Origin of the sequence: Pseudomonas alkylphenolica (assembly GCF_016009175.1) — a bacterium.
GTDB lineage: Bacteria > Pseudomonadota > Gammaproteobacteria > Pseudomonadales > Pseudomonadaceae > Aquipseudomonas > Aquipseudomonas alkylphenolica_B.
On the sequence record NZ_JADUCM010000001.1, the window covers coordinates 304,374 to 325,421 of the forward strand.

Below are 21,048 nucleotides of genomic sequence, written 5' to 3' on the forward strand. Positions count from 1 at the left end.
CGACCGATGTCTGAAATACGTGTACTGATCGTTGATGATGAAGAAGCGCTGGTGCGCTCGCTGAGCTACGCCCTGCGTGGCGAAGGCATGCAGCCGCGCGCGGTCTACAGTGGCGAGGCGGCGCTGGCGCTGCTGGCCGACAGCAGCGTTGAGGTCGATATCGTGCTGCTCGACCTGGGCCTGCCGGGGATGGATGGCATCGCCACCCTCGAAGGCCTGCGCAACTGCCGGCCGAACCTGCCGGTGATCATGATCTCGGCCCACGGCGACACCCGCGCGGCGGTGCAGGCGGTGAAGGGCGGGGCCACGGACTACCTGACCAAACCGTTCGAGCTGGACGACCTGCTGGCGACCATTCACGGCACCCTCTCGGTGCCTGCCGCTACGGCCACGACGGCAGCAGAGCAGGGCGCCTTGCTCGGCCAGAGCCCGGCCATGGGCAACCTCAAGGCCGCCGTGCAACGCATCGCGCACAGTTCGGCCACGCGGATTCTGCTGCTGGGTGAATCCGGCACTGGCAAAACTTTGGTGGCCCAGGCGCTGCACGCCAACAGCTCCCGCGCTGCTCACCCGTTTATCGAGGTGAACTGCGCGGCGTTGCCGGAGCAGTTGATCGAGGCCGAGCTGTTCGGTTCGGAAAAGGGCTCGTATACCGGTGCCCACCAGAAGCGTATCGGGCTGGTCACCCAGGCCAACCACGGCACGCTGTTTCTCGATGAAATTGGCGAGCTGCCATTGGCCTTGCAGGCCAAGCTGCTGCACTTTCTCGAAAACGGCAGCTACCGCGCCGTGGGTGCCAGCCAGGCCAGCAGCGCCGATGTGCGCGTGGTGGCGGCGACCAACCGCGACCTGGCCGACGATGTGCGCCAGGGGCGTTTTCGTGAAGACCTGTTCTACCGCCTCAACGTCATCACCGTGGACATTCCGGCGCTGCGCGAGCGTGGCGACGACATCCTGCTGTTGGCCCGGCACTTTGCCGCGCACCAGGCCCGCGAGGAAAAGGTCGCGCCCATCAGCTTTGCCGCCGACAGCGCCGCAGCCCTTGTGCGCCACCGCTGGCCGGGCAACGTGCGCGAACTGAAGAACCTCATCGAGCGCCTGACCATCTTGCTGCCCGGGCAGGCCATCGGCAGCGCCCAGCTACCCGTGCACCTGCAATCTGCCGAGCCCGCACCCACGTCGCTGTCGGCGCTGGACGACCGCCTGGAGCGCGCCGAGCGTGAACTGGTGACCGATGCCCTCAGCCGCAGCGCCGGCCACAAGGGCCTGGCAGCTGATTTGCTGGGGATTTCCCGGCATGCGCTCAAGCGCCGTTTGCAGCGCCTGGGCATCGAGCGCCAGGATGAGCGCTAACCGCTCAAGCGCTCGCGCGCTCTGAGCGCTAGCCGCTCAACATTGCCCGCACCACGCTGCGGCGGCACCCGCCGCGGCGCCCCCTCCAGATCAATTTTCACCACGCAAAGCCTCGTTCCAGAGCGCTTTCGTGTTATCTCATGCAGCGTTCGCCCAAGGCTGGCACAGCCTTTGCGATAGCCCATTCCGCAAACCGACAAGAGGCGTCTCCGAACGCCCCAAGGGATTTTATGCAACTGCCGTTTTCTCACCTGCCCACCGTTGTCGCCCTGAGCGCCTTGCTGCTGGCTCACGCCGGCAGTGCGCACGCCGGGCGCGTCGAACTGGGCGCGGCGGCTTCGCAAGCCGAGCTGACCCTGGGTTGCCTGTACCCGATGACCGAGCGGGCGGCGATCTATGGCCAGGACAGCATCGCCGGTATCCAGGTCGCCCTGAGCGAGCTGCAGGCGCAACGTGAAGCCGGGCAGCAGGTGCCCCGCATGCGGGTGATTATCGACGACGACCAGTCCAAGGCCTCGTACGGCACCAGCCTGGCCCGCGCCTTCATTCGCAAGGACGGCGTGCAGGTGCTGTGCGGCATGGTCTCCTCTGGCGTGGCGATTGCCGTCAGCCAACTGGCCCGCGAAGAGAAGGTGCTGATGATCGGCACCGACCATGCCTCGTCACGCATGACCCTGGAAAACGGCCACCGTTACTACTTTCGCGTGACCAACGACACCTGGACCTCGATGGCCGCCGGGGCGCATTACCTCAAGGCGCTGCAGGCGAAAACCGGCTGGAAGCGCCTGGCCTTCATCGGCCCCGATTACGAATACGGCCATGTCTCGCGTGACGACCTGCACGAAGCGCTGCGCCAGCTGGGCGTGCAGTTCGACGACGTCACCGAACTGTGGCCGCGCCTGTACGAGCCGGACTACTCGGCGTACATCGCCGCGCTGGAACAGGCCAAGCCCGACATCATCGTCTCGGCGCTGTGGGGCGGCGACTTTCATGCCTTCGTCAAGCAGGCCGCCGGCACCCGGCTGTTCGAGACGTCGCGGCTGGCCAACTTCGACACCGGCGGCAACTACGACTTTCTCGTGGCCCTCGGCGACAAGGCGCCGCCGGGCTTGATCCTCTCGGCCCGGCACCACAACAACTGGCCGCAAACGCCGCGCAACCAGTCGTTTGTCGAGCGCTTTCACACCCTGACCGGGCGCTACCCGACCTACGCCGCCGAAGGCGCCTACACCGGGGTGATGGTGCTGGCCAAAGCCAGCCAGAAGGCCGGTGGCGCCACCGACACCGAATCGCTGGTGAACGCCCTTGAAGGGCTGGAAATCGCCTTGCCGGAAGACCCGCCGGGCTTTGTTTCGCGCATTGATGCGCAAACCCACCAGATCCTGCAGACCCAGGCCGTTGGCACTCCGGTGCGTAACGACGACTACCCGCCGGCAAAAGTGATGCTCGGCGACTGGGCGGTGTATTCCGCCCAGGACCTGCTGCCCGACCCGGCCGTGCGCGCACGCCGCCAGGCCACCCAGATCCGTAATCCCGAGGGGCATGCCCCTTAGCTTCAGTAACCCGCAATGGAAATGACCATGAACAACTATAAGAAAAACCTCCCGCACTACCGCAAAGCACTGCCCCTGGCCCTGGCGATCGCCACGGCGGGTATTACTGCCAGCGTCACGGGCGCTGCTGTGGCCGCCGAGAACGGCAAGTTCCGCATCGGCGTGGTGACTTTCCTTTCCGGCCCGGCTGCCGGCCCGTTCGGTGAGCCTTCGGCCAACGCCGCCAAGGTGCTGGTGGACGGCCTCAACCAGGGCAAGCTGCCCGCGCCATACGACAAGCTGGGCATCAATGGCGCCGAGATCGAGATGGTGATCATCGACGAGGCCGGCGGCGCCGCCAAGCAGGTGGAAGAGTTCCGCAACCTGGTGCAGCGCCAGAAGGTCGATGCCGTGGTCGGCTACATTTCTTCCGGCGACTGCCTGGCAATTGCGCCAGTGGCCGAAGAGCTCGGTGCAATGACCGTGTTCTACGATTGCGGCACCTCGCAACTGTTCAGCGAAGACAAGACCCCGCAGTACGTGTTCCGTACCAGCCTGGATGCGGCCGTCGACAACATCGGTGCTGCCCGTTACCTGGCCAAGACCCGCCCCGACGCCGTGCGCGTGGGTGGCATTCAGCAGAACTACGCCTGGGGTCAGGACAGCTGGAGCGACTTCACCCTGTCGATGGCGCAGATCATGCCGAAAAGCGAAGTGGTCGAATCGCAGATGCCGAAGGTCTTCCAGGGCCAGTACGGCGCTGAAATCTCGGCGCTGTCGGTCAAGCGCCCCGACATCATCCACTCCAGCTTCTGGGGTGGCGACATGGAGGCCCTGGTGCTGCAGGCCAACTCCCGCGGCCTGCTCGAAGACGCGACCGCCGTGCTGACCTGCGGCGAGTCGGCGCTGGCCCGCTACAAGGACCAGGCCCCCAACGGCATGATCATCGGCGGCCGTGGCCCGTTCGGTGCCTTCGCCCCCGAGAACGCCCTGAACAACTGGTTCACCCAGGCCTACCAGTCGGCCTACAAAGCCGCGCCGACCTACCCGGCAAGCAAGATGGCCCAGGCCATCCTCGGCCTGAAGTTCGCGGCTGAAAACGCCAAGGCCGAAGCCGGCAAGATCCCGGCCCCGCTGGAAATGGCCAAGGCGCTCAAGGGCGCAAGCTTCGAGTCGGTATCCGGCACCGTGCAGATGGCCCGAGCTGGCGGCCACCAGGCCATGCAGGGCATCGCCTACGGTGAGTACCACTACGACGCGGCGAGCAAGAAGGGCGGCGTGCAGAACGTCATCGCCTTCTCCGGCGAGTGCGTGACCCCGCCTGACGGCACCAGGGCCCACGACTGGATCAAGGCCGGCTTCCCTGGCGCGCAGTGCAACTGATCACGTTGCACACCTGACTGACCGTGGCGGCCGCTGCCGGCTGCCACTCTTGCCAAGGTAGAACCTTATGCTGAGTGTTTACGCGGTGCTGATCGACGGCGCCATCTATGCCTCGTGGCTGTTTCTGGTCGCGGCCGGGCTGACCGTCATTTACGGCGTCATGCGCATTCTGAACATGGCCCATGGCAGTTTCTACGCCATCGGCGCCTATGCCGCCGCCTCGCTGGTGGGCTGGTATTTCAACAACGGGGTAGGGCCGGTGTGGGTCGGCTACCTGATGATGCTTGGCTGTGCGCTGGCCGCCGGGTTGATCGTCGGCTTGCTGATCGAGCGCGGCCTGCTGCGTTTCATGTATGGCCGCGACGAGGTGCTGATGGTGATCATCACCTACGCCTTGCTGCTGATCCTCGAAGACGCCATGAAGATGATCTGGGGCGTCAACCCGTACTTCGCCTACCAGCCTTACGCCGAAATGGGCCGCAGTGTGCTGGCCGGGCTCAAGGTCTCCAATTACGACCTGATGCTGGTGGGCGTCTCGCTGGTGCTCGGCCTGAGCCTGTGGCTGTGGCTGGAGCGCACTAATCAAGGAAAGGTCCTGCGTGCGGTGATCCACGACCGCGAAGTGGCCCAGGCCATGGGCGTCAACGTGCGCCGGGTGTTCACCCTGGTGTTCGTGCTCGGTACGGTGCTTGGCACCCTGGCCGGTGCATTGACCGCTCCGGCGATTTCGGTCGCGCCGGGTATCGGTGTGGAAATCATCGTGCTGGCGTTTGCCGTGGTGGTGATCGGTGGCATGGGCAGCATTGAAGGGGCCGCGCTCGGCGCCTTGCTGGTGGGCCTGAGCCGCGCCGCTGCCGTGCACTACGCACCGCAATTCGAACTCTTTGTGATCTATGGCGTGATGGCGCTGGTCCTCGCGGTGCGTCCGCAGGGGCTGTTCGGCCGCGTGCTTGCGAGGAAAATCTGATGCGCCTGGATAAAACCGAACTGATTCTGCTCGGCGTCGCCGCCGCGCTCGCTGCCAGTGGCCTGATCGCGCCGCAGTGGCTGGTGTTCCTGCTGACCATGGCGCTGGCCAAGTCGATGGTGGTGCAAGGCGTGGTGATGCAGATGCGCGCCGGCCTGGTGACCTTTGGCCAGGGCCTGTACTTCTGCATCGGTGGCTACGCCGTGGGCATGAGCGGGCACTTCCTGAACATCAGCGACCTGCCGACCCTGCTGCTGATCGGCGTGGTGGCGGCGGTGGCGCTGGCGATGCTCCTCGGCCTGCTGATGACCCGCTACCGTGAAATCTTCTTCGCCATGCTGTCGCTGGCGTTCTCGATGATCCTCTACGGCATGCTGGTGAAAAGCCCGGCGCTGGGCAGCACCGACGGCTTCAACGTCAAGGCCTGGACGTTGTTCGGCTGGAGCCCGGCTGCCGGCCAGGCGCCGCTGGCATTGTTCGTCATCATCGTCGCGGTGTCGGCGGTGCTGGCGGTGTTGTTGCACCGCTATGGGCGCAGCAGCGCCGGGGCGATGTGCGAAGCCATCCGCGAAAACGAAGTGCGTGTGGAATACCTCGGCCAGTCGCCACGCTGGGTGCTGTACATGAACTACGTTGCAGCGGCCGGGGTATCGGCGCTGGGCGGCGGCTTCATGGCCCTGGCCGCCGGCCACATCGACCCGGAAATGGCTTACTGGATCACCTCCGGCGAGTTCGTTTTCATCGCCTTGCTCGGCGGCACTGCCCATGTGGCTGCACCGATCATCGCTGCCGTGTTGTTCGCGGTGGTGCGTACCTATGCCATCGAGCTGGTACCGCATAGCTGGCAGATGATTCTGGGCATCACCTTGCTCGCCATCATCGTCTTTCTACCCAAGGGCCTGTGGAGCCTGTTCAGTGGCCAGGCCCGCGCGGCCAAGGCAGTGGAGGCCAAGGCATGAGCTGCATTCTCGAAACCCGTGGGCTGTACAAAGAGTTTGGTGCGGTCACCGCGGCCAAAGACGTCAACGTGCGCATCAGCAAGGGCGAAGTGGTGGGGGTGATCGGTTCCAACGGCGCCGGCAAAACCACCTTCATCAACATGGTCACCGGCTACCTCAAGCCCAGTCGTGGCGAGATCCTGTTCAACGGCCAGTCGATCATCGGCCGCACGCCGCGGGCGATCACCCGTGCCGGCATGGCCCGTTCGTTCCAGGTTGCCCAGCTGTTCCCCGAACTGACCGTGCTCGACAACCTGCTGATTGCCCTGGCGGCGGCCGAATCGCCGTTCCCGTCGTTGCTGCGACCGCTGCGCAATGACGGGCGCATCGCCCGTGCCGAGGCGATTCTCAGCGAGTTCAGCATCCTCACCTGGCGCGACAGCAAGGTGACGGCCGTGCCGCAAGGCGTGCGCAAGCTGATCGACATCGCCATGGCGCTGATCGGCGACCCGCAGATGCTGCTGCTCGACGAACCCACCAGCGGCGTCAGCGCCGAGGAAAAAACCCAGCTGATGGACACCGTGATGCAGGTGGTGTCGCGCCATCAGGTGACGGTGCTGTTCGTTGAGCACGACATGGACGTGGTGCGTCGCTACGTCTCGCGGATTCTCGCGTTCTACAGCGGCGAAGTGCTGGCCGACGGCCCGCCGCAAACGGTATTGGCCAACGCCCGGGTCCAGGAACTGGTCACCGGCGGTCAGCGCGCACACAAGGGGGCAACCGCATGAGCCTGGAAATTCGCAACCTCAACGTGGCCATCGAGTCGGTGCCGATCCTGCACAACGTGTCGCTGGATGTCGGTGCCGGGCAGATGGTCGGCCTGATCGGCCATAACGGTGCCGGCAAAACCACCCTGATCCGCACCTTGATGGGCCTGCTGGACGCCACCTCCGGTTCGATCCGTTTCGCCGGCAGCGACCTGTGCGCCCAACCGGGCCACCAGCGCGCGGCGGCGGGCATCAGCTACCTGCCGGAAGACCGCCGGCTGATCCCGGCACTGACGGTGGAGGAAAACATCCTGCTGCCGGTGTGGGCCAACAAGCTGCCGGGCAGCGCCGAGCGCCTGGAGTGGGTGTACAGCCTGATCCCGGAAATCGCCCAGTTCCGCGACCGCCGCGCCATGCAGCTGTCGGGCGGCCAGCAGAAGCTGGTGGCCCTGGCCCGTGCGCTGATGCCGGGCAACCGCCTGCTGATCCTCGACGAGCCGTTCGAGGGCGTGGCGCCCGTGCTGTCGCGCCGCCTCACCGAAGTGATCGCCCAGCTCGGACAGGAAGGCCTGTGCGTGCTGATCTCCGAATCCGATGACACCCATTCCGCTGACCTGGTCGATGCCGTGTACCGCATCGAACGCGGCAGCGTACGCGCAGGATAAACCGCCATGTCGACCTTTACCTTTGAAACCACCCCCCGTGTGATCTGTGAAGTCGATGGCGCCTTGCGCCTCGGCAGCCTGTGCCGCGAACTTGGCGCCGAGCGCGTGCTGCTGGTCAGCGACCCGGGCCTGCAACGGGCCGGCCTGCTGGAGGCGCCGATGCAGGCGCTGCGCGAGGCCGGTGTTGAAGTGACGCTGTACAGCGACGTGCAGGCCGACCCGCCCGAGGCCTCGGTGCTTGAGGCGGTAGCGGCGGGGCATGCCTGCCGCGCCCAGGCGGTGATCGGCCTGGGCGGCGGCAGCGCGCGGGCCACCGCCAAGCTGGTGGCGCTGTTGTGCGGCCATGAACAGGCGCTGACCGACATCTACGGCATCAACCTGGCCAAGGGCCCGCGCTTGCCGCTGATTCAGGTGCCGACCACTGCCGGTACCGGCTCGGAAGTCACCGCCGTGGCCATCGTCACTACGCCCAGCCACGAAAAAAAGGGCGTGGTCAGCCCCTTGCTGTACCCGGACATTGCCTTGCTCGATGCGCGCCTGACCGTCGGCCTGCCGGCAGCGGTGAGCGCCATGACCGGTGTCGATGCCATGGTCCATGCCATCGAGGCCTATACCAGCAAGCACAAGAAGAACGTGCTGTCGGACGGCCTGGCCTTGCAGGCCCTGCGCCTGCTGGGCGGCAACCTGGATCGCGTGCTGGCCGAACCCGGCGACCTGCAGGCGCGTTCGGACATGCTGCTGGGGTCGATGCTGGCCGGCATGGCCTTTGCCAACGCGCCGGTGGCGGCGGTGCACGCGCTGGCCTATCCGCTGGGCGGGCATTTCCATGTGCCGCACGGCCTGAGCAATGCGCTGGTGCTGGTGCCGGTGTTGAACTTCAACCGCTGTGCAGCGGAAGCGTTGTACGCGGAACTGGCGGCCACTGTGCTGCCCGGCCAGCGCTTCGACAGCCCGGCGCAGGCCTGCGATGCCTTTATCGCCTTCATGACCGCACTGGTTGAGCGCATGCCGTTCGCCCAGACCCTGACGCAAGTGGGCGTGACCGAAGCCGACCTCGACCGCCTCAGCGACGACGCGATGAAGGTCGAGCGCCTGCTGATCAACAACCCGCGCCCGGTGACCTGGGCAGATGCCCGCGCCATTTATGCCTCGGTGCTGTGAGGAGAGCGACATGAACCATGAATTCAGAAGTGTGCCGCGTATCGTCTGCCAGGCCGGAGCCTTGCAGGGTATCGGCAAGGTGTTTGCCGGGCTGGCGGTACGCCGTGTGCTGGTGGTGTGCGACCCCGGCATCGTCAAGCTCGGCTTCGCCGCCAAGGCCTGCGCGGCGCTGGAAGCGGCGGGCTGTAACGTCGCGGTATTCGATGAGGTCGTAGCCGACCCGCCAGCGGCGGTGGTCGAGCAGGCCGTCGCCCAGGGGCGCGCGTTCGAGGCCGATGGCGTGCTGGGCCTGGGTGGCGGCAGCTCGCTGGATGCGGCCAAGCTGGTGGCGTTGCTGATCAACAGCGAACAGCCGCTGGAGGATCTTTACGGCACCGACAAGGCGCGTGGTCAGCGCCTGCCCCTGGTGCTGATGCCGACCACGGCGGGCACCGGTTCGGAAGTCACCTGGGTGTCGGTGATCACCGACGCCCAGCAGCGCAAGCAGGCCGTGTATTCGGCGCAGCTGATGCCGGACGTGGCCGTGCTCGACCCGGAGCTGACCCTCGGCCTGCCTGCCGTGGTTACCGCCGCGACCGGCCTCGATGCCATGGTTCACGCCATCGAGGCCTACACCAGCCGCACACGCAAGAACCCCATCTCCGACGGCCTTGCCACCACGGCCCTGCGCCTGTTGGGCGGCAACCTGCGCAAGGTGCTGGCCGACGGCAGCGACGTGGCGGCGCGCTCGGCCATGCTGCAGGGCTCGCTGATGGCCGGCATGGCCTTCGTCAATGCCTCGGTGGCGGCGATTCATGGCCTGGCGTATCCGTTGGGCGCACGCTTTCACATCCCCCACGGCCACGCCAATGCCCTGGTGATGGCGCCTATGATCCGCTTCAACCTGCCGGCGGCGCAGCAGCAGTACGCCGAACTGGCGGCGCACCTGTTGCCGGAGGCGGTGTTCGAGGATCAGGCCAACGCCGCGCAGGCCTTCGTGCAGGCCATCGAGGCGCTGGTCGCTGACAGCGGGCTGGAAACACGCCTGTCCCGGTTGGGCATCGATGAAGACGCGATTCCGGCGATGGCGGCCGACGTGGTCACCGGCCTCAAACGCCTGATCGACAGCAACCCCAGGGACATGACCGAAGCCGAGGTGGAGGGCATCTATCGCGGCATTTACTGAGCGTGCCCGGTCTGCGCTGAAGTTATGCTTCAGCGCTCTATTGCCTGTGAAAAAAAGGAATAGCGATAGCCTTGAATGTCGTCGGCCAGCCACTAGCCTCGACAACAGCCTTCGCACCATTCCCTACAACACAGGAGAGCGGTCATGAGCGAGCGAAGCACTGCGGTGATGCTGCGCTTTGATCCGGCGCTGGCATCGCTGCGCGAGGGCCTTTCGGTTGCCCTGCAAATCGGCAATACACTCTGGGTGGCCAACGACGAAACCACCCACCTCGAACGCCTGACCGTCCATAACGCCGGGCCAGGCGGCACGGTGACCTGCGATGAACACCAGTCGTTCGCGCTCGGCAAGTACCTGGACCTGCCCCTTGAAGAAGCAGACGCCGAGATCGATATCGAGGGGCTGGCCTACGCCCAGGACAGTGGCTATCTCTGGGTGGTGGGCTCGCATAGCCTCAAACGCAGGAAGGCCGAGGCCGACAAGTCTGCACAAAAGAACATCAAGCGGCTCTCGACGGTGGTGGTGGACGGCAACCGCTTTCTTCTGGCACGGGTCCCGGTGGTGTCCAAAGACGACAGCTATAGCCTCGCTACCGAGGTGGAGGCCGATGGGCGAACCGCGGCGCAGCTTAACGGCGACGAGTTCGGCAATGACCTGACGGCGGAAATTGGCAAAGACGAGCAATTACGCGACTTTTTGCGCATCCCCGGTAAAGACAACGGTTTTGATATCGAAGGCCTGGCGGTAATCGGCTCGCGGCTGTTGTTGGGGCTGCGGGGGCCGGTGCTGCGTGGCTGGAGCGTGTTGCTGGAGGTTGAGCCCGAGCTTGAACGCGGCTCGACCGACACGCTGGTGCTCAAGCAGATCGGCCCCCATGGGCGCCACTACCGCAAGCACTTCTTCGACCTGCATGGCCTGGGCGTGCGTGACCTGTGCTGGCGTGGCGACGACCTGCTGATCCTGGCGGGCCCGACCATGGACCTGGACGGGCCGGTCACGGTGTTCCGCTGGCAAGGAGGCTTCGATTCCGACGAGGAAAGCGTGGTGTTTGCCGATCAATTGGAGACGGTACTGGAGGTGCCGTTCGGGCAGGGGGACGATCATGCCGAGGGCATGTGCCTGTTCGATGCCGGCGGGCAGGGCGGGGAGGCGTTACTGGTTGTCTATGACTCGGCGGCAGAGGGTCGTAAACACGGTGAGGCAGAGGTGGATGCGGACCTATTTGTCTTGGGCTAACCAGACCGCCAGACCTCCCGCGGCAGCAAGCCAGACGAGCACAACGGCCACGGCGGCAAGTCTGTTCACGGGCCGTTGTGCCCGGCTGGCTTCCCAGGCGCGGGCTTTCTGCCGGCTGTCTTCGAGCACCTGCGCGGGCATCAGGTGGAGGGCGAGCAGGATGCCCAGCGGCAGCAGGATCAGGTCGTCCAGGTAGCCAAGCACCGGAATGAAGTCGGGTATCAGGTCGATCGGGCTGAGTGCATAGGCCACGACAATGATCGCGACCCATTTGGGTAACCAGGGTGTTTGCGGATTCCGATAGCAGAACCAGAGCACCATGATGTTCCGCTTGAGTGCACTGGCCCAGCTACGTAGACGATCAATCAAGCGTTTCATGCTGTAGTGCCTTGGTTGGCTGTGCTTTCTTCGCGGGTAAACCCGCTCCCACAGGGTCAGTTGCAAACCCTGTGGGAGCGGGTTTACCCGCGAACACGGGCGAAGCCCGTGCCATGCACCCCTCATATTGGCTGGTTCACCTGGCTCACTACTTCATCGTGATCGCCCACGTTATAAAGCCTGCAATGCCGGTGGTGCAGGTCAGGGCTGTCAGAAAAAGGCCGTCGATCAGTTTTTCCAGCAGGTGATTGCGGTTCACCTGCCGGGTACGCAAGGCCCAATACGATAGAAGTGTTGTGATCAGGTACAAAATGGCATTGATCGCAAGTAAGTCATCACCCAGGGAGTCCTCACTTCGCAACGTGCTCACTACTTGAAAAATTCCGATAACCGTAATGCAGACGCCCACCATTGCTGCGGAGGCGGTAAAAATGTGAACACATACGTCTTCATTCAGGCTGACAGGAGCGTTTGTTTCGTTCATGGCATTAAGGCCCCGGAAATATACGGGATTCAGATTGAACGCTGGTTCACCCTGCTCATCAGCTGTTCAGCGGTTTCCTTGCGTTCCGAGTAGCGATCCACCAGAAACGCCTGGCGGTCACGCAGCAGAATAGTGAACTTCACCAGTTCTTCCATCACATCCACCACCCGGTCGTAATACGGCGAAGGCTTCATGCGCCCGGTTTCGTCGAACTCCATATAGGCCTTGGGCACCGAAGACTGGTTGGGGATGGTGAACATGCGCATCCAGCGGCCCAGCACCCGCAGCTGGTTGACCACGTTGAACGATTGCGAACCCCCGCACACCTGCATCACCGCCAAGGTCTTGCCCTGGGTCGGGCGAATGGCGCCGAGTGCAAGGGGGATCCAGTCGATCTGTGCCTTGAACACCGCCGACATCGCACCATGGCGCTCCGGCGAACACCACACCTGGCCTTCCGACCACAGCACCAGATCGCGCAGTTCCTGCACCTTGGGGTGCTCCACCGGCACATCGTCGGGCAGCGGCAACCCGGAAGGGTCGAAGGTGCGGGTTTCGGCACCAAAGTGCTCCAGCAGGCGCGCAGCTTCTTCGACCAGCAGGCGGCTGAACGAGCGCTCGCGGGTCGAGCCGTACAGCAACAAAATGCGCGGCTTGTGATCGCCTGGGCGAGGGGCAGCCTGCGCGTCTTCGAACAGCGAAAGGTCAAGGTTGGGGAGTTGTTCGGACATGTGTCCTCCTGCTTAAAGAGCGCCGATTCGATCCAGCTCGCGTTGGAGCTCTTCGCGGCTGAGGCGGTTGAAGGGTAGGGCGAGGAAGGCTGCGCAGCGTCGCTCTATATGTGCCAGGGTGGCGCGAAATGCGGCGTCTACCGCGGCTTCGTCACTCACCACGTCGGAAGGGTCTTCCAGGCCCCAATGGGCTTTCAAAGCCGGGCCGAAATACACCGGGCAGCTTTCGCCGGCCGCCTTGTCGCAGACGGTAATGACAATGTCCGGGGGATTGTTTTCGAAGGCGTCGTTGCCTTTGCTGCTCAGGCCCTCGATGGCGATGCCGGCCTGTTGCAGGGTGGTCAGGCTGCGCGGCAGCACCTGCCCCTTGGGAAAGCTGCCGGCGCTCACCGCCTCGAACCCCTGGGGTGCCAGGTGGTTGAACAGGGCTTCGCTAAGAATGCTGCGACAGCTGTTGGCGGTGCACATGAACAGGACACGCATGGGTGGCTCCTTCGATTAACAGCAAGCAGCGTCACGCACAGGACGACCGTCCATGCTCTGCAGGCGGGCGGCGTTGTTGTGCAGCCAGTCGGCGTTGGCCTGCAACGTGGTCTGCAGGATGTCGTGCACCCAGGTCGGGAGGTCGGGGTTGAGACGGTAGTACACCCACTGGCCCTGGCGACGATCCAGCAGCAAGCCGCTGCTGCGCAGTTGGGCGAGGTGACGGCTGATCTTCGGTTGGCTGTCGTCCAGGGCGCACATCAGCTCGCAGACACACAGTTCGCCCTGGTCGGCGATGAGCAGCGTGGCGCGGGCACGGGTCTCGTCGGCCAGGCTTTTGAAAAACTCGGGAGGTGTGATCATGGTGGGTATCTAGTACATATGGATAATCGAATATACGGATAAGCATATGTTTATGGCAAGCGCATTTGTTGTATACAGAAATTAATATTTCTGCTTACATTATGCCGCGCCTACGACAGCGGTAATCGCCGCTGCGTATTGCGATGGTCTTCGCCATGCGACACCCACACCCGCTCGACCTCTTCGAGCACCCTCTGCGATTGTCGTTCGTCGTTCGTAACGCAGCTTGCGTGAGTGACGGATTAGTCTTTATCCCGTTCGCCGGGAACACCCCGAGATTTCTCGATCCTTTGCCCAGGGGCAGTACCTGGACAACGTCCGTGCGCGTGCACTGACCGATCAGCCACAAGGCGCCCACTCCACACGGCGCCTGGTTGCATGGGCTTGGCTGAACGCGCAAACCGGGTGTCTGTAAAAGAATCACGTTGAAATCCAACTCCAAGCGGGAGAGGAATACCCATGCCCAAGACATTACTGGTCAAGAACGCCGCATTGCTGGTGACCATGGATGGCGAGCGCCGCGAGATCAAAAGCGGCGGCCTGTATATCGAAGACAACCTGATCAAACAGGTCGGCCCGAGCGACACCCTGCCGCAACACGCCGATGTGGTGCTGGACATGACTGGCAAGGTGGTTATTCCCGGCCTGATCAACACCCATCACCACATGTACCAGAGCCTCACCCGCGTGGTGCCGGCCGCTCAGGACGGCGAGCTGTTCAACTGGCTGACCAACCTGTACCCGATCTGGGCACGGCTGACGCCGGAAATGATCGCGGTATCGACCCAGACCGCCATGGCTGAGCTGATTCTGTCGGGCTGCACCACCTCCAGTGACCACCTGTACATCTACCCCAATGGCTGCAAGCTCGACGACAGCATCCATGCCGCTGGCGAAATCGGCATGCGCTTCCATGCCGCGCGCGGCAGCATGAGTGTCGGCCAGAGCCAGGGTGGCCTGCCGCCGGATTCGGTGGTGGAGAAAGAGAGCGACATCCTCAAGGAGTCCCAGCGCCTGATCGAGGACTACCACGATGCCAGCCATGGTTCAATGCTGCGCGTGGTGGTGGCGCCGTGTTCGCCGTTTTCGGTGAGCCGCGACCTGATGCGCGAAGCTGCGGTGCTGGCGCGCCAGTACGGGGTGTCGATGCACACGCACCTGGCGGAAAACGTCAACGACATCGCCTACAGCCGGGAGAAGTTCGGCATGACGCCCGCCGAATACGCCGAAGACCTGGGCTGGGTAGGGCACGATGTATGGCACGCCCACTGTGTGCAGCTCGACCAGCACGGCATCGAGCTGTTTGCCCGTACCGGTACCGGGGTTGCTCACTGCCCATGCTCGAACATGCGCCTGGCTTCGGGCATCGCGCCGATCCGCAAGATGCGCGACCACGGTGTGCCGGTAGGCCTGGGTGTCGACGGCTCGGCCTCCAATGATGGCGCCAGCATGATCGGCGAAGTACGCCAGGCGCTGCTGCTTCAGCGGGTCGGTTTCGGCCCTGATGCGATGACAGCGCGCGAAGCGCTGGAAATCGCCACCCTGGGCGGCGCCAAGGTGCTCAACCGTAATGATGTGGGGGCCCTGGCCCCAGGCATGGTGGCGGACTTCGTCGCCTTCGACCTTGGCCATGTGGCCTATGCCGGCGCCCATCACGACCCGCTGGCAGCCCTGGTGTTCTGCACGCCTACTCACGTTGACACCAGCGTGATCAATGGCCGTGTGGTGGTCAAGGATGGCCGCATTACCACCGTGGACCTGCCACGGGTGCTGGAACGCCACAACCAATTGGCCTACCAGTTGGTCAGCGGCGAGTGACCTGACCTGATCTGACGTGACCTGAGTTGACCTTGCCGTTGCGCGTTGAGCGCAACGGCGGGGTGCTGTTGTGCCTGTTAAAAACGTTTTAAACGCGACTGAGACCGTGCTGTTAGACGCATCAAAATAACAAAAGCGAGCTACTCACCATGACTTCTCCAGCTTCAACCCTTCCGGAAGACGAGAACCTCGGCGTTGGTGCCAACCTGGCCTACGGGCTGCAACATGTGCTGACGATGTATGGCGGCATCATCGCGGTGCCGCTGATCATCGGTCAGGCCGCCGGCCTTTCGCCTGCGGACGTGGGCTTGCTGATCGCCGCGTCACTGTTCGCCGGTGGCCTGGCGACCTTGCTGCAGACCCTCGGCATTCCGTTCTTCGGCTGCCGCCTGCCGCTGGTGCAGGGCGTGTCGTTCGCCAGCGTCGCGACCATGGTCGCGATTATCGGCAATGACGGCACGGGCGGTTTGTCGGTGGTGTTCGGCGCGGTGATCGTGTCGTCGCTGATCGGCTTGCTGATCACGCCGCTGTTCTCACGCATCATCAAGTTCTTCCCACCGTTGGTGACGGGCATCGTCATCACCACCATCGGCCTGACCCTGATGCCGGTGACGGCGCGCTGGGCCATGGGCGGCAACAGCCAGGCTGCCGATTTTGGCAGTACGGCGAACATCTCGCTGGCGGCGTTCACGCTGGTGACCGTGTTGTTGCTGAGCAAACTGGGCAGCGCCAGCCTTTCGCGCCTGTCGATTCTGCTGGCGATCGTCATCGGCACCTTCGTGGCGATGGCCTTTGGCATGGCCGACTTCTCCCAGGCCCTTGAAGGCCCGTTTGTAGCGCTACCGGAGATCCTGCCGCTGGGCGCGCCGCAATTCCAGCTCGCGGCGATCCTGTCGATGCTGATCGTGATCGTGGTGACCATGGTCGAGACCTCTGCCGACATTCTGGCCGTGGGCGAGATCATCGAAACCAAGGTGGACTCGAAGCGCCTTGGCAACGGTTTGCGCGCAGACATGATCTCCAGCGCGCTGGCACCGCTGTTCGGCTCCTTCACCCAGAGCGCCTTTGCCCAGAACGTCGGCCTGGTGGCCGTGACCGGTGTGAAGAGCCGCTACGTGGTGGCCACCGCAGGCCTGATCCTGGTGACGTTCGGGTTGTTGCCGGTGATGGGCCGTTTGGTCGCTGCAGTGCCCACCGCAGTGCTCGGTGGAGCAGGGCTGGTGCTGTTCGGTACCGTTGCGGCCAGCGGTATCCGGACCCTGGCCCAGGTGGACTACCGCAACAACATGAACCTGATCATCGTGGCCACGTCGATCGGCTTTGGCATGATCCCGATTGCTGCACCGGGTTTCTATCACCATTTCCCGACCTGGTTCGAGACCATTTTCCACTCCGGCATCAGCTCGGCAGCGATCATGGCCATCTTGCTCAACCTGTTGTTCAACCACCTGCGCGCTGGCAACTCTGACCAGCAGTCAGTGTTCGTTGCCGCCAGTGAGCGCACCTTGCGTTACCGGGATATCGCCGGCCTCAACGATGGCGACTTCTTCCGTGACGGCAAGCTGTTCGACTGCGACGGCAAGGAAGTGCCGATTGTCGAAAACGACGAGGCCCACGAGGACGCTCCGTCACCGCGTAAGAAGCGCCCGCAACCGGTGCACTAACCAGTAAAAAGCCTGGCAAGGGGCGTGCGGCGATATACTGCGCGCCCTCAGCCAGTAGTCGGGAGTCAGCATGCGTCAGGTTCTGCTCAGCGTGGACATCCAGTCCACCTTCAATCCACCCCAGTGGCTGATCGACGGTGTGCGGGTGTTGTCGGCGCGGATTCCCACTGTTGTTTCGGTCGAGCTGCATGATGAGCAGGTCACCCCGTTTCAACGCCAGCTCGGCTGGCACCCGGCCGCCGAAGACGAAAGCCTGATCGAGGCCGATCAGGTGTTCATCAAGCACGGCTACGGGCCGACGGCCGAAATGCTCGCGTACCTCAAGCAGTGCAACGTCGAGCGTGTGCTGGTGTGTGGGATCCAGACCGAAACCTGTGTGCTTGCCGCCGGCTTTGCGCTGTTCGATGCCGGTTTGTGCCCGACACTGGTCACCGACCTGACCGTGGGTTCCTCGCTGGACAGGTCGGGGCAGTTGGGGATCGACTTGTGGAAGCATCACTTCGGCCAGGTGACCACCCGTGCCGAGGTGCTTGCCGGGCTGGCTGAAGCAGGCGAGTAAAAGGCTTGCTGTTTCGCGGCTAAAGCCGCTCCCACAGGTTCATCGCAGCCTCTGTGGGAGCGGCTTCAGCCGCGAACACGGGCGCAGCCCGTGGCATCCACCGCGTTTCAAATTATGTGAATCTGGTATCAGTGCTATGTAATTACCGCACTTTATCGATTAATCGCTGAACGGTACTTTGCCCTCGAGCCCCCTGATCGAGAGCACGATGATGCGAACCACGTTGAAGGCCAGCCTGATGGCGGCCATGATCGGAATGTCGGGCGCCGAGGCGGCCGACTACAAACAGAATCCCTTCACTTTGACCTACGGCGGTGCGCTGACCCGCAACGAGCCGGGCAAGGTCAACCTCCATCCGGTCACCTACAAACTCGACGGCCTGGACATTGCCGCCAACGTCTACACCCCGGCGAACTATGATGCGGCGAAGCGCTACCCGGTCGTGGTGGTGGCGCACCCCAATGGCGGGGTGAAGGAACAGGTCGCGGGGCTGTATGCCCAGCGTCTGGCTGATCAGGGCTATATCACCATCACCGCCGATGCCGCGTATCAGGGCGCCAGCGGTGGCCAGCCGCGTAACGTCGACAAACCGGCGCATCGCATCGAAGACATCCACGGCATGGCCGATTTCATTGCCAATTATCCCGGCGTCGACAATAAACGCCTGGGCTTGTTGGGTATCTGTGGCGGGGGCGGTTACGCCTGGGCGGCCGCGCAAACCGACAAGCGCTTCCAGGCAGTCGCCACCTTGAGCCTGTTCAATTCCGGGCGGGTCCGCCGTAACGGTTATCAGGATTCGCAGCTGTCGACGGTCCAGGAGCGCCTGCAGCAGGCCTCGGCAGCCCGTGCCGAGGAAGCGGCGGGGGGCGAGGTGCGCTATGTCGGTGACGCTACGCTGACCGATGAGCAGATCGCCAAGCTGCCGTTCGACCTCTACCGGCAGGGCTTTGAGTACTACGGCAAAACCCACGCGCACCCCAATTCCACCTTCCGTTACACCCAGAGCAGCCTGATCGACCTGATGCGCTTCGACGCCACCGACCAGCTCGAATTGCTCGACAAGCCGCTGCTGATGATCGCCGGGAGCAAGGCCGACAGCCTGTACATGTCGCAACAGGCCTTTGCCAAGGCCACCGGCACCCAGGACAAAACCCTGTTCACTATCGACGGCGCGACCCACATCGACACCTATTGGGTGCCAGCGTATGTGGACATCGCCATGGACCAGTTGACCGCGTTTTACGCCAGAACGCTCTGACAGGGGGACACCTGATGAAGAACACCCTGATCGGCATCGCCGTATGCGCTGCCGCCCCGTTTGCCGACGCCGCTGGCGCTGGCGATGCCCGTGAACCCCGGCCCGCACAACAGATCAGCCGCGCAGGCAGTCAGGCGGCGGTTGCCGGGCCGGCGGATTATTTCACCGGCAACGTACGCGTCGATCCGTTGTTTACGGCCACGGACGAGGTCAATGCCTCTGGCGCCTATGTCAGCTTCGAGCCGGGTGCGCGCTCGGCCTGGCATACCCATCCTGCAGGCCAGCGGTTGGTAGTGACGTCCGGCGTGGGGCTGGTCCAGGAATGGGGCAAGCCGATACAGCACATCCGCCCGGGCGATGTGATCACTTGCCCGCCGGGCGTCAAGCACTGGCATGGCGCCGCGCCGGACAGCGCCATGACCCACCTGGCCGTGACCGGATCGGTGGATGGCAAGAATGTGCACTGGCTGGAGAAGGTAACGGATGCGCAATACAACGCTCAAGGCTCGCCGGCTGAGCTTGACGGGCCTGTCAGCCAACCGATCTCCGAGACGCTGTCCAGCAAGCAACAGGCCATCCCGCTGATCGCGGCAGCCATGGCTACCAGCAACATGCCGGGGCTCAACGCCGCACTGAACCGGGGGCTGGATGCAGGCCTGACGATCAGCGAAGCGAAGGAAATTCTCGTGCAGCTCTACGCCTACAGCGGCTTTCCCCGTAGCCTCAGTGCCTTGGGCGAGCTGATGAAGGTGGTCGAGGCCCGCAAGCAGCGCGGTGTACAGGACGAACCGGGGCGTGAGCCAGGGCGCTTCATCCCGATCGGCGATGCGCTGCTGGCGGCGGGTAAAGCCAACCAGACGAAGATCGCCGGGGCGCCTGTCCAGGGCCCGTTGTTCGATTTCGTGCCGGTCATCAACCAGTATTTGCAGACGCACCTGTTTGGCGACATTTTCGCGCGCGACAACCTCGACTGGCAGAGCCGTGAGCTGGCGACCGTTGCGGCGTTGGCTGTCACCCCGGGTGTCGAGTCGCAGCTGCGCTCGCACATGGCGGCGAGCCTGCGCGTGGGCCTGACAGCGGCGCAGTTACGCCAACTGGTTCAATTGCTGGCCGACCAGGGCGATGCCGACGCGGCCCGGCGTGCCGGGGCAGCGCTGCACAGCGTCGAGGCCGATCAACCCTCGTAACGCAGGGTTTCGCGCAGCAAGGTAAAAGCCGGTGAACTCTGGCGCCGGCTCGGGTAGTAGAGGTGGTAGCCGGAGAAGGGTTCGCACCAGTCTTCGAGTACCCGCACCAGGCGCCCTTGCGCGACCAGTTCCTGCACCAGGTCCTCGGGCATGTAGGCCAGCCCCAGGCCCTGAAGCACCGCCTGCAGGCGCATGGCGATGTTGTTGAACACCAGCTGACCCTCCACCCGCACGTTCAGGGTTTGGCCGTTCTTGTCGAACTCCCACAGCGACAGGCCGCCGTAGGTTGGCAGGCGCAGGGTGATGCAGTTGTGCGCCATGAGGTCACTGGGGACGACGGGCCTGGGGTGGCGGCTGAAATACGCCGGGGAGCCCACCACCGCCATGCGCATGTCAGGCCCGATACGCATCGCGATCATGTCCTTGGCCACTTGCTCACCCAGGCGTACACCGGCGTCGAAACCCTCCGCGACGATATCGGTAAAGCCATAGTCGACGATGATTTCGATGTTCAGGTCGGGGTTGTCGGGCAGCAATTTGGCCAGCACCGGTTGCAACACGGTGATCGCCGAGTGTTCACCGGCGGTGATGCGCAGCTTGCCGGCCGGCTTGTCGCGAAACGCACTGAGCAGTGCCAGTTCGCTGTCGATCTCCTCAAAGCGCGGGGCGATCACACGCAGCAAATGCTCGCCGGCTTCAGTGGGGGAGACGCTGCGCGTGGTACGCGCCAGCAAGCGCACACCCAGACGCTCCTCCAGTTGCCGCATGGCCCGGCTCAAGGCCGGTTGGGACATGCCGAGCCGGGCGGCAGCGCGGGTGAAACTGCGCTCCTGGGCCACGGCCGAAAAAATCGCCAGCTGGTCGTAACTTTCGACAGTCATTTATGCGGGCCTGTTATGAGTCGTGTCCGATTATGCCACGGCGTTTATACGCTGGATTCCCCGGCAAAGGCTGCT

At 63.9% G+C, this 21,048-nt stretch carries 21 protein-coding genes; 15 read left to right on the forward strand and 6 right to left on the reverse strand.

Annotated elements, in window-relative coordinates; all coding sequences use genetic code 11:
• Positions 1-6: 6 nt before the first annotated feature.
• The 10 genes from I5S59_RS01465 to I5S59_RS01510 all read left to right on the forward strand — a co-directional run bounded on the left by I5S59_RS01465 (position 7) and on the right by I5S59_RS01510 (position 11,167).
• Positions 7-1,353 (forward strand): sigma-54-dependent transcriptional regulator, encoded by a 1,347-nt coding sequence (locus tag I5S59_RS01465; protein WP_197875061.1) that lies wholly within the window; start codon positions 7-9, stop codon positions 1,351-1,353.
• A 230-nt stretch (positions 1,354-1,583) separates the two neighbouring features.
• Positions 1,584-2,906 carry an ABC transporter substrate-binding protein gene (locus I5S59_RS01470; RefSeq protein ID WP_128323503.1) on the forward strand — a complete coding sequence of 441 codons (1,323 nt, stop codon included), beginning with the start codon at positions 1,584-1,586 and terminating at the stop codon, positions 2,904-2,906.
• Positions 2,907-2,933: 27 nt separating this feature from the next.
• Positions 2,934-4,268 carry an ABC transporter substrate-binding protein gene (locus tag I5S59_RS01475; RefSeq protein WP_197875062.1) on the forward strand — a complete coding sequence of 445 codons (1,335 nt, stop codon included), beginning with the start codon at positions 2,934-2,936 and terminating at the stop codon, positions 4,266-4,268.
• Between the two features lie 67 nt (positions 4,269-4,335).
• Complete coding sequence (locus I5S59_RS01480) at positions 4,336-5,235, forward strand: branched-chain amino acid ABC transporter permease (RefSeq protein ID WP_128323501.1); 900 nt, start codon at positions 4,336-4,338, stop codon at positions 5,233-5,235.
• Positions 5,235-6,194, forward strand: coding sequence for a branched-chain amino acid ABC transporter permease (locus I5S59_RS01485; protein ID WP_197875063.1), 960 nt, complete (start codon positions 5,235-5,237; stop codon positions 6,192-6,194). Before I5S59_RS01480 ends, I5S59_RS01485 begins: the two co-directional genes overlap by 1 nt.
• Complete coding sequence (locus I5S59_RS01490) at positions 6,191-6,961, forward strand: ABC transporter ATP-binding protein (RefSeq protein ID WP_128323499.1); 771 nt, start codon at positions 6,191-6,193, stop codon at positions 6,959-6,961. The genes I5S59_RS01485 and I5S59_RS01490 overlap by 4 nt, the downstream gene beginning before the upstream one ends.
• Positions 6,958-7,605, forward strand: coding sequence for an ATP-binding cassette domain-containing protein (locus I5S59_RS01495; protein WP_197875064.1), 648 nt, complete (start codon positions 6,958-6,960; stop codon positions 7,603-7,605). Before I5S59_RS01490 ends, I5S59_RS01495 begins: the two co-directional genes overlap by 4 nt.
• 6 nt (positions 7,606-7,611) lie before the next feature.
• On the forward strand, positions 7,612-8,766 hold the full coding sequence (locus I5S59_RS01500; protein WP_197875065.1) for an iron-containing alcohol dehydrogenase: 1,155 nt from the start codon (positions 7,612-7,614) through the stop codon (positions 8,764-8,766).
• 10 nt (positions 8,767-8,776) lie between these two features.
• Positions 8,777-9,931, forward strand: a complete 1,155-nt coding sequence (locus I5S59_RS01505; protein WP_197875066.1) for an iron-containing alcohol dehydrogenase — start codon at positions 8,777-8,779, stop codon at positions 9,929-9,931.
• A gap of 144 nt (positions 9,932-10,075) precedes the next feature.
• Entirely contained in the window at positions 10,076-11,167 is a 1,092-nt protein-coding gene (locus I5S59_RS01510) for a DUF3616 domain-containing protein (RefSeq protein WP_197875067.1), read from the forward strand.
• Here I5S59_RS01510 and I5S59_RS01515 read toward each other — a convergent pair.
• From I5S59_RS01515 to I5S59_RS01535, 5 genes are all read right to left on the reverse strand, one after another.
• Positions 11,150-11,545, reverse strand: a complete 396-nt coding sequence (locus I5S59_RS01515; RefSeq protein WP_197875068.1) for a YkvA family protein — start codon at positions 11,543-11,545, stop codon at positions 11,150-11,152. The genes I5S59_RS01510 and I5S59_RS01515 overlap by 18 nt on opposite strands.
• Before the next feature lie 148 nt (positions 11,546-11,693).
• Positions 11,694-12,029 (reverse strand): hypothetical protein, encoded by a 336-nt coding sequence (locus I5S59_RS01520; RefSeq protein WP_197875069.1) that lies wholly within the window; start codon positions 12,027-12,029, stop codon positions 11,694-11,696.
• A 29-nt stretch (positions 12,030-12,058) separates the two neighbouring features.
• Positions 12,059-12,760: an arsenical resistance protein ArsH gene (arsH, locus tag I5S59_RS01525; RefSeq protein ID WP_197875070.1), complete on the reverse strand. Its 702-nt coding sequence runs from the start codon at positions 12,758-12,760 to the stop codon at positions 12,059-12,061.
• Between the two features lie 12 nt (positions 12,761-12,772).
• Positions 12,773-13,243, reverse strand: a complete 471-nt coding sequence (locus tag I5S59_RS01530; protein ID WP_197875071.1) for an arsenate reductase ArsC — start codon at positions 13,241-13,243, stop codon at positions 12,773-12,775.
• Between the two features lie 15 nt (positions 13,244-13,258).
• Complete coding sequence (locus tag I5S59_RS01535; protein ID WP_197875072.1) at positions 13,259-13,606, reverse strand: metalloregulator ArsR/SmtB family transcription factor; 348 nt, start codon at positions 13,604-13,606, stop codon at positions 13,259-13,261.
• Between the two features lie 459 nt (positions 13,607-14,065).
• Between I5S59_RS01535 and I5S59_RS01540 the strand changes: the two genes are divergently transcribed.
• The 5 genes from I5S59_RS01540 to I5S59_RS01560 all read left to right on the forward strand — a co-directional run bounded on the left by I5S59_RS01540 (position 14,066) and on the right by I5S59_RS01560 (position 20,092).
• Positions 14,066-15,424, forward strand: coding sequence for an 8-oxoguanine deaminase (locus I5S59_RS01540; RefSeq protein ID WP_197875073.1), 1,359 nt, complete (start codon positions 14,066-14,068; stop codon positions 15,422-15,424).
• 149 nt (positions 15,425-15,573) lie between these two features.
• The gene (locus I5S59_RS01545) at positions 15,574-17,088 is read left to right on the forward strand and encodes a nucleobase:cation symporter-2 family protein (RefSeq protein ID WP_197875074.1); all 1,515 of its coding nucleotides are present in this window, start codon (positions 15,574-15,576) and stop codon (positions 17,086-17,088) included.
• A 70-nt stretch (positions 17,089-17,158) separates the two neighbouring features.
• The gene (locus I5S59_RS01550; protein ID WP_197875075.1) at positions 17,159-17,647 is read left to right on the forward strand and encodes an isochorismatase family protein; all 489 of its coding nucleotides are present in this window, start codon (positions 17,159-17,161) and stop codon (positions 17,645-17,647) included.
• A gap of 208 nt (positions 17,648-17,855) precedes the next feature.
• On the forward strand, positions 17,856-18,905 hold the full coding sequence (locus tag I5S59_RS01555) for an alpha/beta hydrolase (RefSeq protein ID WP_197875076.1): 1,050 nt from the start codon (positions 17,856-17,858) through the stop codon (positions 18,903-18,905).
• A 14-nt stretch (positions 18,906-18,919) separates the two neighbouring features.
• A complete protein-coding gene (locus I5S59_RS01560) occupies positions 18,920-20,092 on the forward strand; it encodes a cupin domain-containing carboxymuconolactone decarboxylase family protein (protein WP_197875077.1) in 1,173 nt (390 codons plus the stop codon).
• Here the strand turns inward: I5S59_RS01560 and I5S59_RS01565 are convergent.
• Positions 20,080-20,973 carry a LysR family transcriptional regulator gene (locus I5S59_RS01565; protein ID WP_197875078.1) on the reverse strand — a complete coding sequence of 298 codons (894 nt, stop codon included), beginning with the start codon at positions 20,971-20,973 and terminating at the stop codon, positions 20,080-20,082. The two genes, I5S59_RS01560 and I5S59_RS01565, sit on opposite strands and share 13 nt — an antisense overlap.
• Between the last annotated feature and the right edge of the window lie 75 nt (positions 20,974-21,048).